At 35.9% G+C, this 13891-nt stretch carries 9 protein-coding genes; all 9 read left to right on the top strand.

Translation table 11 applies throughout. From position 1 onward, the window contains the following. Positions 1–56: 56 nt before the first annotated feature. Positions 57–1205, top strand: a complete 1149-nt coding sequence (locus GR160_RS13975; RefSeq protein WP_160750507.1) for a FecR family protein — start codon at positions 57–59, stop codon at positions 1203–1205. 155 nt (positions 1206–1360) lie between these two features. After that, positions 1361–4615 (top strand): TonB-dependent receptor, encoded by a 3255-nt coding sequence (locus GR160_RS13970; protein WP_202390793.1) that lies wholly within the window; start codon positions 1361–1363, stop codon positions 4613–4615. Positions 4616–4644: 29 nt separating this feature from the next. Further along, positions 4645–6180, top strand: a complete 1536-nt coding sequence (locus GR160_RS13965) for a RagB/SusD family nutrient uptake outer membrane protein (RefSeq protein ID WP_160750506.1) — start codon at positions 4645–4647, stop codon at positions 6178–6180. 80 nt (positions 6181–6260) lie between these two features. Then, complete coding sequence (locus tag GR160_RS13960; RefSeq protein WP_160750505.1) at positions 6261–7265, top strand: alpha/beta hydrolase; 1005 nt, start codon at positions 6261–6263, stop codon at positions 7263–7265. A 12-nt stretch (positions 7266–7277) separates the two neighbouring features. Next, positions 7278–8282 (top strand): alpha/beta hydrolase, encoded by a 1005-nt coding sequence (locus GR160_RS13955; protein ID WP_160750504.1) that lies wholly within the window; start codon positions 7278–7280, stop codon positions 8280–8282. A gap of 19 nt (positions 8283–8301) precedes the next feature. Then, positions 8302–9546 carry a glycoside hydrolase family 105 protein gene (locus GR160_RS13950; RefSeq protein ID WP_160750503.1) on the top strand — a complete coding sequence of 415 codons (1245 nt, stop codon included), beginning with the start codon at positions 8302–8304 and terminating at the stop codon, positions 9544–9546. Between the two features lie 98 nt (positions 9547–9644). After that, the gene (locus tag GR160_RS13945; protein WP_160750502.1) at positions 9645–11279 is read left to right on the top strand and encodes a glycoside hydrolase 43 family protein; all 1635 of its coding nucleotides are present in this window, start codon (positions 9645–9647) and stop codon (positions 11277–11279) included. A 2-nt stretch (positions 11280–11281) separates the two neighbouring features. Then, positions 11282–12973: a glycoside hydrolase family 28 protein gene (locus tag GR160_RS13940; RefSeq protein WP_160750501.1), complete on the top strand. Its 1692-nt coding sequence runs from the start codon at positions 11282–11284 to the stop codon at positions 12971–12973. A 1-nt stretch (position 12974) separates the two neighbouring features. Further along, complete coding sequence (locus GR160_RS13935) at positions 12975–13880, top strand: alpha/beta hydrolase (protein WP_160750500.1); 906 nt, start codon at positions 12975–12977, stop codon at positions 13878–13880. The last annotated feature ends 11 nt before the right edge of the window (positions 13881–13891 follow it).

Raw genomic sequence — 13891 nt, 5'->3', positions numbered from 1 at the left:
GCAGGTGTGAATCGCTTTTTTGAAGACTTATATATATAAGCATAGAAAAAACGATAATGAGCAAACTGTCCCAAAAGCATTTTTCAGAGTTAGTCACTAAACTTCTTGACGGTTCAATAACCAAAGAAGACAGGGATACTCTTATCCATATCTTTTTAAATAACCAGGAAATTAAAGACTGGCCTGTTTACTTTGAGCATAAAGAAACGGTAGAAGAAAGAATTTATGAGAAAATTCGGTCAGAGCTGGATTTTGGTATTAAAGAAACAAAGGTGATTCCGTTTTACAGGAAGTCTTTATTCAAATATACCGTAGCAGCATCAATAGCTTTATTGATAACTCTTTCAGTCGTTTTTCAGAATAAAAACCATGAAATTTCAACTAAGGTTGCTGCTAACAAAATTGAAGCCGGTTCAGATAAAGCAACATTAACGTTAGAAGACGGCACCAGTGTTATTTTAGAGAAAGGTAAAGTATATAAAAACAAAAACATAAATAGTACCGGGAAAGAAGTACATTATATACAATCTGAATCAGCATCAAAAGAGGTAGTTTATAATTATTTGACCATTCCGCGTGGTGGGCAGTTTTCTATTATCCTTTCTGATGGTACAAAAGTTTGGCTAAACTCTGAAACGAAACTTAAGTTTCCGGTAAATTTTTTAGAAGGTAAAACCAGAGGGGTTGAACTGGTTTATGGAGAGGCTTATTTTGATGTTTCTCCAAGTACTGCCCACAATGGAGCCGGTTTTACAGTTTTTCAAAAAAAACAGGAGGTTCATGTCGTAGGTACTCAGTTTAATATAAAGGCATATAAAGATGATTCGTGCATTTCTACCACTTTAGTGGAAGGAAAAGTTGAAATGCAGTTTGAAAATATTAAGCAAAACCTGACTCCAAACCAACGTGTTAGTATTAATGTTGAAACCAACAAAATTAAAATTGCCGAGGTAGATGTTAGTAACGACATATCCTGGAAAGAAGGTGTTTTTAGTTTTGAAGACAAATCCCTGAGCGAAATCATGAAAGTTTTATCGAGATGGTATGATATTGAAGTGGTTTTTGAAAATGAATCAATTAAGCAGGAAAAATTTAATGGCGTTTTAATGAAAAACAGAAATATCGAAGATATTTTATTGTCTATAAAAAACTATGGTATTATAAAAAAATATGAATTTAAGAATAAAACCCTGATACTAAGGTAAAAGAAAAGAGAGGCGTAGTATAGATATTTAGCGGTGTCCTAACTACTTACCTCTCTGTGTATTAATTAAACTATTGTCCAATTAACTTAAACAAAATTATGAAAATTAATTTTATTAATTGCCGTTTTGTACTTCAAAGACGGCTGCTACTGATTATGATGAGAGCATACTTAATTCTATTCTGTACAACCGTATTTAGTTTCACGACCGAAACTACTTTTTCACAGGAAAAAATATCGATTGAAAAAAATCAATTGGTATCCGTTAAACAGGTTTTTAAAATAATACAAAAGCAAACCAATTACAGTTTTATTTACCCTAACGACTTTTTTGAAGTTGCACCAAAGGTTCAGTTACAGAAAGGTACTATTGAAATTTCTAAGCTATTGAATCAGATTGTTACCTCCAGCAGTATGCATTTTGAGATAACAAATGATAAAAACATTATAATTAAAGAGATACCGATTGCAGGTATAGCAGAAAATATTACAGAAAATGCGATTCAGGAAATCATAGTGACAGGTACAGTAACCGATGAAAATAGTGTTCCTATTCCCGGTGCAAATATTTTTGTGAAAGACACGCAGATTTCCACTCAAACCGATATAGATGGTAAATATTCTATAAAAGTACCCACAACTGAGAGCATTATAGTTGTTTCTTATATAGGTTATGAAACAAAGGAAATGAAAGTTAATGTCCAGTCTCAAATAAATTTTCAGCTTTTACCGGCGGCTTCTAATCTGGAAGAGGTTGTAGTTATTGGCTACGGTTCCAGTAAACAAAAAGATCTAACGGGGGCTGTATCTTCTGTAAAAGCAGAAAACTTTAATAAAGGCCCTCAGTTAAGTGCGCAGCAGGCCATTCAGGGAAAAATGGCAGGTGTAGTTATTTCTCAAAACAGTGGAAAACCGGGAGGGTCTAACAGGGTAGTAATCCGTGGGGGCACCTCTTTAACAGGTACAAACGACCCATTATATGTAATCGACGGCGTTCCTATTTCTACCAGCGCAGGTGTTAGTTCGGCTAACATCAGTGGAAGCGGCACTAATTTTTTTGACCAGGAACCTACCAATCCCTTAATGACCCTTAACCCTAACGATATAGAATCGGTAACGGTTTTAAAAGATGCATCTTCAACAGCTATTTATGGTTCCAGAGGTGCAAACGGTGTAATTGTTATTACAACCAAGAAAGGAAAAACAGGAAATTTAAAAGTTACCCTTGATGTTACAGGAGGAATTTCGACCGTTTCAAATAAATTAGATGTACTATCTGCCGATGAGTACAGAAGAATAAACAATGATTTAGATCTAACTTTTTCTGATTTAGGGGCAAATACCAACTGGCAGGATGAAATTTACAGGACTGCCAAAACGCAGGATTATAATTTGTCATTTTCCGGAGGTACAGACAAGACCAACTATAGGGCTTCATTAGCGTATGGCAATCAGGAAGGGGTTTTAATTGGCTCGGGATTAGAAAGGGCCAATGCCAGGATCAATGTAGGCCATACGGCGCTAAATGATAAGTTAACTTTTGATTTAAGGGTAAATTACGGACAAACTTTTTCAACCAATTCGCCGGTATCAAATACCGTAGGAAGCGAAGCAGGTACAAGTATTAACTACGAGTCGTATGTTTTTAACCCTACGTATCCCATTTATGATGAAAACGGCAATTACAACCACGTATTACCCTATAGGGTTAATCCGGTTTCGTTTCCTAATGATGTTTTAGATGAGGTTACTAATAATCGTTTTTTGGGTAATCTGTCTACTACCTATAAAATTTTAAAACCTTTAAGTGTAAACGTAAATTTAGGTTATACAAACCAGGGTATTAACAGAAATTCTTACATAAAAAAGTCTAACCCGTTAGGACAGGGAATGGGTGGCTATGCAAGTGTGCAAAAACTGGAAGATTACAGTAAGTTATTAGAAACAATTGTAAAATATGATAACCAGTTTGGTAAACACAGTGTAAACGCGATTGCAGGATACTCATATCAATATTTTGTTGATGAAGGAATTCGCAATTCTGTATCCGGATTTTTATCTGACGAATTTAAATGGTATAGTTTGCAGGCAGCCAGTACAAACCAGGGTGTAACATCCTTTAAAGGGAGTAACACGTTAATTTCGATGTACGGAAGGTTAAACTATAACTTTGATGATAAGATTCTTGCAACGGCAACAGTAAGAAGGGATGGTTCGAGTAGGTTTGGGTCAGGAAATAAATGGGGTGTTTTTCCTTCGGGGTCTTTAGCTTGGAGGGTTTCTAACATGGAATTTTTTAAATCAAATACCATTTCAGATTTAAAACTGAGAACCAGTTATGGTGTTACCGGAAATCAGGAAATAGGGAATTTAAATTCTACAACCAGGCTTGGTGCCGCCTCTACTGGTTATATTGTGGGCGGGCAAAGAATTACTACCGTACTGCCATTACAATATGCTAATCCTGATTTAAAATGGGAGCAAACATCCCAATTCAATGCAGGTGTTGACTTTACATTGTTTGAAGGGCGTATTAGTGGTAACGTGGATTATTATGTTAAAAAAACAACAGACCTTTTATTACGCCTTCCTGTGCCTTCGCCTACTGCGGTTAGTACACAACTGGCAAACGTAGGAAGTGTACAGAACAAGGGTATAGAAATTGAAATATCGGCCGAGATTATTAGAAAATCCGACTTTACCTGGAGTACTTCTATAAACTTTACAAGAAACAGAAATAAAGTTTTAAGCCTGTCTAACAGTATGTACAAAGGAGATAATATTCAGGTGGCCCCATTGCAGGGACAAGGATTATCTGCGGGAATTTATGCGCAGCTTATACAGCCGGGACTGCCGGTAGGAACCTTTTACGGCAGAGAATTTAAAGGTATCGAGAATGGGGTTGAAATTATAGACCCGGAAATGAAAGTTATTGGTTGTGCCCAGCCTGATTTTACATTTGGCATTACTAATTCATTAGCATACAAAAGATTTTCTCTTGGATTTAATTTCAGGGGTTCTCAAGGTAATGATGTTTATAATTTAACGGCTAATAATTTAGCCTACCTAAGCAATCTGCCGGGTAGAAATGTTTTAAGCGAAGCGGTAACAAGCGGTGTTTCAAGAACGCAGCCCAAACAATATTCTTCAAGATGGATAGAAGACGGTTCTTTTATAAGACTGGATAATGCTACTTTAGGGTATGACCTTAATACCGAAAGTATTCCTTCTATATCTAGTGCAAGATTATTTATTACAGGACAAAATTTATTATTATTTACAAAATACTCCGGTTTAGACCCGGAAGTTAATTCAGACGTTTCAGGAACCGGTATTGCTCCTGTGGGCGTAGACTATTTAGCTTATCCTAAAGCTAAAACTGTAAGCATTGGATTAAGCATGTCATTTTAAAAATAATTTCAATTAATAAGTTTACTATCATGAAAATATATACTATTAAATTAATAACGTCTATACTTTTTGTATCGCTATTATTACAGGGATGCACCGATTTAGAGGAAGAAACTTTTGGGAGTTTATCTCCGGAAACATATTATAACAGCGAAGCCGAAGCACTTTCTTCTGTTGTTGGAGTTTATCAATCGTTATCACAGGTAGCCAGTATTGGCGACCCGTGGAGAGTTGCCGAGTTTGGCACTGACGAGTTTTTGGTACCGGGCAGGGCAAGTGGTGGCTGGTTTGACCAAAACAATATAGACATAATGAACCATGTTGTAGACCCAACAAATGCAACTACAGGCAGGGCCTGGCAGAATATTTTTCAGGAAATAGGTATTGCTAATGCTGTTTTAGAAAGTTTGCAGGCATCTCCTAACAGTGCAAATTTAACGGCGCTAATTGCCGAAACAAGGGCTTTAAGGGCTTATGGTTATTTCTATGCCATGGACTTTTGGGGAAATGTACCGTTAGTTACCGTAGCAAGGATAGACCCTAATAATTTACCCACATTAACACCAAGGGCTGAAGTATTTGCATTTATTGAATCAGAATTGTTAGCCGCTATAGAAGATATGCCATCGGTTACAACTGTAAGCAGAGCGAGCTATTACCCCCGATTTACAAAAGAATCTATATATGCACTTTTAGCCACTATGTATTTAAATGCCGAAGTGTATACAGGAACCCCTAAATGGACAGAAGCTGTTGCCATGTGCGACAGGATTATAACAACCGGCAGTTATGCATTAGAACCTACGGTGCTTGACAATTTTAAAGCTACAAATAAGCAAAATTTCAGGGAAGTTATTTCATCATTTTCAATATCCCCTTCAAATAATGCAGGTGGTAACCAGTTTATTAATTACACCCAAAATGGCTTAGACCAATTAAGATACAATTTACCTTTTGCTCCTGCAAACGGATACAGTACCTACCAGGAGGCTTTAGACAGGTATGAAGACCAGGATGTACGTAAATCTCTGATTCAATACGGGCCACAGTTTTATTTAGACGGTGTTACCCCTTTAGCCTATCCTGACGGAACGCAGTTAAATTTAATTGCAGTAAATGATTTAATCAGTGCAGAAGATAACGAAGGCTATAAAGTGCTAAAATATACCCCGGTAGGTACTTCGTGGTCTGGCGCTAATGGAGATAATGACCTGGTTCTAACGCGCTATGCAGATATTTTACTGATAAAGGCAGAAGCCTTATTAAGGGGCGGCACTACAACAATAGCCGATACACCATTAAATTTAGTTAATCAGGTAAGGGCAAGGAGTAATGCCTCTGCTTTGGCAAGTGTAACTTTAGGTGATATTGAAAACGAAAGAGCAAGAGAATTTATTTGGGAAGGACACAGAAGGAGAGACATGATTCGTTTTGGGTCTTATTTTACAAGTACATGGACGTTTAAAACAACACAGACAGAAAGGTTTAGGGGAATTTACCCTATTCCGCAGGAACAGCGCACTGCTAATCCTAATTTAGGTCAGAATCCGGGATATCCAAACTAATGTTATAACAGGCAAAATACCCATGCATTTGTAGAAATTCTATTGGGCATGGGTATTTTTTAATTGCAACTGAATGTAAAATGAAAAAAATATTTTTAACCTGTAGAACATTCAAGGTAATTTTTGCTCCGGTTTTATTAATAAGCAGTGCTTTAAATGCCCAGTCATACAAAGGGGTAACAAATGTTAGGGATACTTCTTATTCTACACATAGCGCTTACAAACATGACGTTAAAACACATCCTGAAATTAAAATTGTTCCCGAATTTAAGTTTAGCTCTGTAAAGGAGCAGCGTAATATTAGTTATTGTGAAATAGGCAAGCGCAAATTAAACCTGGATGTTTTTTATACTACCCCAAAAACAAACCCGAAACAAACGGCAGTTATTATTATTCACGGTGGTGGCTGGCGTACCGGCAGCAGAGAACAGCACTACCCAATGGCACAAAAATTAGCCAGTTTAGGCTATGTGTGTTTTACACCGGAGTATCGGCTTTCTACCGAAGCACTTTTTCCTGCAGCCATTTTTGATATTAAATCGGCAATTCGCTGGGTAAGGAGTAATGCTTCAAAATATAATGTAGATGAAAATAAAATAGTTGTTTTAGGTTTTTCTGCAGGAGGAGAAATGGCTTCTTTTATGGGAACCACAGCAAACATGCCTCTGTTTGAAGGTACTCTTTGCAATACAGACAAGGAATCTAAGGTAAATGCTGTAGTTGATATTGACGGAACGCTATCTTTTGTACATCCCGATGGCAGAGAAGGAGATGATTCTAAATCAACTTCGGCAGCTACATACTGGTTTGGATATTCTAAAAAAGAGAATCCAATGTTATGGCAGGCAGCATCGCCATTAAGCTACGTAAGTTCTAAAACACCCCCAACACTTTTTATAAATAGTTCTGTTCCGTGGATGCACGCCGGGCGGGAAGATTACATTAAAGTATTGGATGAAAACGGAATCTATTCTGAAGTAAAAGAATTTAAAGATGCACCCCATTCATTTTGTTTGTATGCCCCATGGTTTAACCCAACAATACAATATATCGATAGCTTTTTAAAAAAAGTTTTTAGCAAATAAAATTTCAACACAATGAAACATATTTTTCAAAATATATTACTAATTGTTTTTTTTGTTTCTTTCAGCATAAATGCTCAGGAAAAAGCAATTAAAATTCCAAAAGATACTTCTTATACGGTAAAAAATGAGTTTAAAAAATACCGTAAATATTACCCTCAAATAAAACCAGCTATAGACTCTTTACCCGCAAATGTAAAAGAGAGTAGAAATGTGGTTTATACCACACTAAAAAATACTCCTTTTGGAGACAGAGATCTGCATGTGGATGTTTTTTCGCCCAAGAAGAAAGGTAAATATCCGGCTTTAATAATGGTTCATGGAGGTGGCTGGAGGGCCGGAGACAAATCATTGCAGGTTCCTATGGCCCAAAAATTAGCAGCTAAAGGTTTTGTAACGGTATGTGTGGAATACCAGCTTTCGATGGAAGCAAAATATCCGGCGGCTGTTTTTAATATAAAATCGGCTATACGATGGATGCGGGCTAATGCCGATAAATATGGAATTGATCCTGATAAGATAGCTATTTCGGGCTGTTCGGCAGGAGGGCAATTAGCTTTATTGGTGGGACTTACAAATGGTGTTGAGGGCAAAGAAGGCAATCAGGGGAATTTAGGCTTTTCGAGTGATATACAGGCCATTGTAGATATGGATGGTGCAGTAGATTTCATGGCTCCTTTGTCTCTTAATTTAGATCGCAAACCTGATTCGCCGGATATTGCATGGCTGGGGGGCAGTTTTTATGAAAAACCGGAAATATGGAAAGATGCCTCGGGAATTTTCTGGGCCAATGAGAAATCATGCCCTATATTATTTTTGAATAGTGGGTTTCCAAGATTTCATGCCGGCCAGGATGAGTTGATAGGTATGATGAAAGATTGGGGAATTTATACCGAAGCTTATAAGTTTGATGTACAGCTCCATACATTTTGGTTGTTTAATCCCTGGGTTGACCCAACGGTAAATTATGTACATAATTTTTTAACCAAAGTTTTTAATAATCAAAGTAGTAAGAAGTAAACCTCAAAAAAGAATTAAAATGGCATTAATTAAAATTAATAGAATTTCCTTTATTTATTTAATAGTTGCAGGTTTATTTCTTGCAGCATGTAAAAGTGGAATTAATACAGTAGAGAATAAAAAATCAGATGAAAAAATTGTAGCTGAAAATTTAAAGTGGTCAGAACGGATGATGCTTTCAGAAATTCATCGGTTTCCGGAGGCAACAAAATTAGATTTTACTTCAGAACCCCGATGGGGCTATACTAACGGATTAGTTTTAAGTGCCTGCGCTAAAGTGTATGAAAAAACTAAAAATCAAAAGTTTTACGACTATATCTATGCTTATGCAGATGCGATGATAGATAATACCGGAGCAATAAAAACATACAATTTATCAGACCAAAATCTGGATATGATAAAATCAGGAGACGTTTTGCTTTATCTATATCCAAAAACAAAAGAAGAACGTTTTTTAAAGGCGATAACAACTTTAAATAAGCAGTTAGAATCGCAACCTAAAACTTCAGATGGTGGTTATTGGCATAAAAAAGTTTATCCTTTTCAAATGTGGCTGGATGGTTTGTATATGGCTGAGCCATTTCATGCGCGTTATGCAGCAGAATACGTAAAAAGCACTGCTCAATCTGAGAAAATATTTGACGATGTAACACTTCAGTTTGATTTAATTCAAAAACACAGCCGCGACCAAAAATCAGGATTATTATTTCATGGATGGGATGAAAGCAAAGAACAACGCTGGGCTAACAAGGAAACCGGAAATTCACAGCATTTTTGGTCCAGAGGAATGGGATGGTACGGCATGGCTTTAGTAGATGTTCTGGATTTTTTACCTAAAAACCATCCGGGAAAAGAAAGACTTATTCAATACTTAAATCAGTATGCCGAAGCTATTGTTAAGGTTCAGGATACATCGGGTTTATGGTGGCAGGTTTTAGATCAGGGAAACAGAAAAGGAAATTATTTAGAAGCTACAGGCACAGCCATGTTTGCCTATACATTAGCTAAAGGAGTTAATAAAGGCTATTTACCCGCTAAATATTTAAGTAATGCAAACACCGCATTTGACGGTTTGGTTGATAATTTAATTACTATCGAAGAAAACGGGGTGGTAAGCTTAAATAAGTGTTGTGCCGTAGCCGGTTTGGGAGGTAATCCTTATAGAGATGGTTCTTACGAATATTACGTCAATGAAATGATTAGGTCGAATGATCCTAAGGGTACAGGCGCTTTTATAATGGCAGGTTTAGAACTAAATAAATAAGCAAAAGAATACACCAACCTATTTACCACCAAGTTTAAAGAATAATAATAAAAGGAATGTTGTAATAAACTTATAACGATCCTAAAAAATATATAGATATGAAATTATATCCATCTTTATTTATCCTGTTATTTACTGCTAACCTTGTCTTTTCTCAAACTAATAAACCTTATGTATCTGAAGTTTGGGTTGCAGATAATGGCAACGGAACTTACAAAAATCCTATTTTATATTCAGACTATTCAGATCCTGATGTTATAAGAGTTGGTAACGATTATTATATGACGGCTTCCAGCTTTAATTCTGCGCCAGGTTTACCTATTTTACATTCAAACGATATGGTAAACTGGAAAATAATTAATTACGCTTTGTTACAACAAGTCCCATTAGAGGTATATAATATTCCTCAACATGGAAATGGTGTTTGGGCACCAAGTATTCGTTATCATAATAATGAATTTTATATTTATTGGGGAGATCCTGATTTTGGGGTTTATATGGTAAAAACTAAAGATCCTTATTCTAAATGGGATATGCCTGTACTTATCATGGAAGGCAAAGGGCTTATTGATGCCTGTCCGTTTTGGGATGATAACGGTGATGCTTATTTAGTTCACGGCTATGCGGGAAGTCGTGCCGGAGTAAAAAGCTTATTGTCTGTAAATAAAATGAATCCCGAAGGTACCAAAGTAACAGACCAGGGAATACATGTCTATGACGGACATGATAAAGACGATACCATTGAAGGGCCTAAGCTCTATAAACGCAATGGTTATTATTACATATTTGCACCGGCAGGTGGTGTTGCTACAGGCTGGCAGGTGGTTTTAAGATCTAAAAACATCTATGGGCCTTATGAAAGAAAAGTTGTTTTAGAGCAGGGAAGCACAAAAATTAATGGCCCGCACCAAGGTGCATGGGTAGATAATCCTAAAGGTGATGAACACTGGTTCTACCATTTTCAGGATGTTGATGCTTACGGACGTATAATTCACTTACAGCCGATGTTTTGGAAAAATGACTGGCCGGTAATAGGACAGGATTTTGATAAAAATGGAATTGGTGAACCGGTAATGTCGTATAAAAAACCTAATGTGGGTAAAACTTATCCGATTGAAACGCCTGCTGAAACCGATAATTTTGAAGGTTTTAATTTAGGACTGCAATGGCAATGGAATGCTAATTCAAATGTAGTTTGGTATGCGAAATTACCGGGTAATGATTATTTAAGGTTATTTTCTATTAAATCTGTTAAAGACTCGGAAAATCTCTGGATGGTTCCAAATCTATTACTTCAAAAATTTCCAGCACCTGATTTTACAGCTTCAACAAAAATTACATTACATCCCGGTGAAGCCAAAAGTGGTAAAAGCGCAGGAATTATTATTATGGGTATGGATTATGCTACTTTAAGTATTGCTAATGATGAAAAAGGATTTTTTATAAAGCAAACGGAAGCAATAAAGGCAATGGATGGCGCTAAAGAAAAAATTAATGCAGAGGAACGTTTGACTACAAATACCGCCTATTTAAAAGTAGAAGTAACTGGTCCGGATGCAATGTGCCAATTTCTATACTCTGAAGATGGGAAAAAATTTAAAAAAATAGGTAAATCATTTAAGTCCGAAGTTGGAAAGTGGATAGGGGCAAAGGTAGGTTTGTTTAGTGTGAGCACCCAGGAATCTAAACGTGGCGGATATGCTGATGTCGATTATTTTAAAATTACAAAGTAAATATGAAATATTTATTATTGAAATCAGGCTTAGCTCTTTTACTTTGTTTTTTGACAACCAATTCAATAGCTCAAAAAACAGATGCTTTTAACGAATCTAATATATATGAGGGTATAGAATTCAGTATGCCAAAAGTAAAGACAACAAATTTTTTAGATTATGAAGTAAGTATTTCAGATTTTGGAGCTGTAAAAGGAGGTGTAATTAAAAATACGGATGCCTTTACTAAAGCTATCAATTTTGTGGCTTCTAAAGGAGGTGGAAAAGTTATTGTACCAAGAGGTATCTGGCTTACCGGACCTATTACATTAAAAAGCAATATAAATTTACATTTAGAAGAAGGTTCGCTAATTGTTTTTAGTAAAGATTTTGATGATTATAAAATTATAAAGACGAGTTATGAAGGACTAAATGCTTACAGATGTATTTCGCCTATTAATGCTAACGGTGTAGAAAATGTAGGCATAACAGGTAATGGTATAATTGACGGAGGTGGAGATGCATGGCGTCCAATAAATAGAAATCAGATTACCTCTGCCCATTGGGAAAAGCTGGTAAGTCAGGGTGGTGTTCTTTCGGAAGATGGAAAGACATGGCTTCCATCTGAAAAAGCTAAAAAAGGTTTTGAGAAGAAAATAAATTACACTACAACAACCACGATTAATGATTCTGAATTGAATTCGATAAAGGATTTTTTACGTCCGGTTATGGTAAGTATTGTAAATAGCAAACGAGTACTTTTAGATGGTCCAACTTTTCAAAACTCCCCTGCCTGGAATCTTCACCCTTTAATGTGTGAAGATGTTATAATAAGGAACTGTAAGATTAGAAATACGTACTATTCTCAAAACGGTGACGGATTAGATTTAGAATCCTGTAACAATGCTTTAGTATATAATAATACATTTGATGTTGGCGATGACGCGATTTGTATTAAATCGGGTAAAGATAAAGACGGTAGAGATCGTGGCATTCCAACTAAAAATGTTATTGTAAAAAATAATGTTGTTTATCGAGGGCATGGAGGTTTTGTCATCGGAAGTGAAATGTCCGGAGGTATTAATAATGTTCATGTTTCTAATTGTACGTTTATAGGTACCGATATAGGCCTTCGGTTTAAAAGCACCAGAGGTAGAGGAGGGATCGTAGAAAATATTTATATTTCTAATATTGATATGATTCAAATTGCGGCAGATGCTATCAGCTTTAATATGTATTATTTTAGTAAAAGGCCCGCCTTTTATGACTCAGGAACTTATGAAACTAATAACCAGGAAGAACCATTAGTAGCTATTACAGAAGAAACCCCTTCTTTTAGAAATATTTTCATGAAAAATATTATGGTCTGCGAGTCAGGGATAGCAGCATTTTTTATGGGATTGCCTGAGATGAATTTAAAAAATGTATCTCTTGAAAACTCAGTTTTTCAAACAAAAAAGGGTATTACGACAATAGATTCAGAAGGGCTTGCTTTATCAAACGTAAAAATAATTGCCTCAGACGATTATGCTTTAACTCTTTACAATACTAAAAAAGTAAAAACAAATGATTTAATGTTTAATGAAAGTAAATCTGCAATAAGAATTTTAGGCTCAAAAAGTGTAGATATTCAATTTAATAAGAGAGATTTCCCAAATGCAAATGATATTCTGATTAGTAAAAAAGTTGAAAAGAATTCTGTAAAAATTAAGTAAAATGAAAAAAACAGTAACACTACTACTCCTGTTTATTTCGGTTATTGTTTCAGCTCAAAACAGCATTCCTTTATGGCCAAAAGGGAAAATGCCAAATTCAAAAGGCCTGAAACTTGTTGACATTGAAGAACGCGAACGTATTACCCAGGTTTCAGCACCCAGGATGCTTGCTTTTTTTCCTGCAAAGGAAGAACAAAATGGCAGTAGTATTTTGATTATCCCCGGAGGGGGATATCAAAAATTAACCTACAATTTAGGTGGAATTCAGCTGGCAAAATGGTTTAATACTCAGGGTATAACTGCATTTGTTTTAATTTACAGGCTGCCTAATTCTCCTGATTTGTTAATTAGTGAAAATGGCCCAATTCAGGATGCCCAACGCGCTTTAAAATTAATTAGAAGCAATGCCGCTGAGTGGAATTTAGATGGTAATAAAGTCGGAGTATTTGGCTCTTCTGCCGGTGGCCATTTGGCGTCAGTAATAGGAACACATAATAATGATCTGTCAAAGATCAATGATACTGTTGATGCCAATTGGTTCCTGCCCAATTTTATGGTTTTGGTTTCTCCTGTAATTAGTTTTGGTGAATACGCACACAAAGGAAGTCTGGAGAATTTTCTGGGAAACCATGCCAGTCCTGATAAAATTAAAGAATATTCGAATGAATTTCAGGTTACCGATAAAACACCACAAACCATTTTGTTTCATGCCCAAAATGATGTAGTTGTAAGCCCTATGAATAGTGTACTGTTTTATGAGCAAATGATAAAGCATGGCGTAAAAGGTTCTCTGCATATTTTTCCTAAAGGGATGCATAGTATTGGTATTTATAATGAATCTTCTTTAACAGACGAGTGGAAAATTATCTGTACGAAATGGTTAAAAGAGATTGAAATAGTAAAATAGATATATACACT

It is taken from the genome of Flavobacterium sp. Sd200 (assembly GCF_009826935.1).
GTDB lineage: Bacteria > Bacteroidota > Bacteroidia > Flavobacteriales > Flavobacteriaceae > Flavobacterium.
Note: the sequence above shows the minus strand (reverse complement) of the source record. Positions and strands in the feature narration are given on the sequence as shown.

Coding starts and splice junctions, on each gene's coding strand:
- GR160_RS13975 (WP_160750507.1), top strand. CDS start 57: ATGAGCAAACTGTCCCAAAAGCATTTTTCAGAGTTAGTCACTAAACTT.
- GR160_RS13970 (WP_202390793.1), top strand. CDS start 1,361: ATGATGAGAGCATACTTAATTCTATTCTGTACAACCGTATTTAGTTTC.
- GR160_RS13965 (WP_160750506.1), top strand. CDS start 4,645: ATGAAAATATATACTATTAAATTAATAACGTCTATACTTTTTGTATCG.
- GR160_RS13960 (WP_160750505.1), top strand. CDS start 6,261: ATGAAAAAAATATTTTTAACCTGTAGAACATTCAAGGTAATTTTTGCT.
- GR160_RS13955 (WP_160750504.1), top strand. CDS start 7,278: ATGAAACATATTTTTCAAAATATATTACTAATTGTTTTTTTTGTTTCT.
- GR160_RS13950 (WP_160750503.1), top strand. CDS start 8,302: ATGGCATTAATTAAAATTAATAGAATTTCCTTTATTTATTTAATAGTT.
- GR160_RS13945 (WP_160750502.1), top strand. CDS start 9,645: ATGAAATTATATCCATCTTTATTTATCCTGTTATTTACTGCTAACCTT.
- GR160_RS13940 (WP_160750501.1), top strand. CDS start 11,282: ATGAAATATTTATTATTGAAATCAGGCTTAGCTCTTTTACTTTGTTTT.
- GR160_RS13935 (WP_160750500.1), top strand. CDS start 12,975: ATGAAAAAAACAGTAACACTACTACTCCTGTTTATTTCGGTTATTGTT.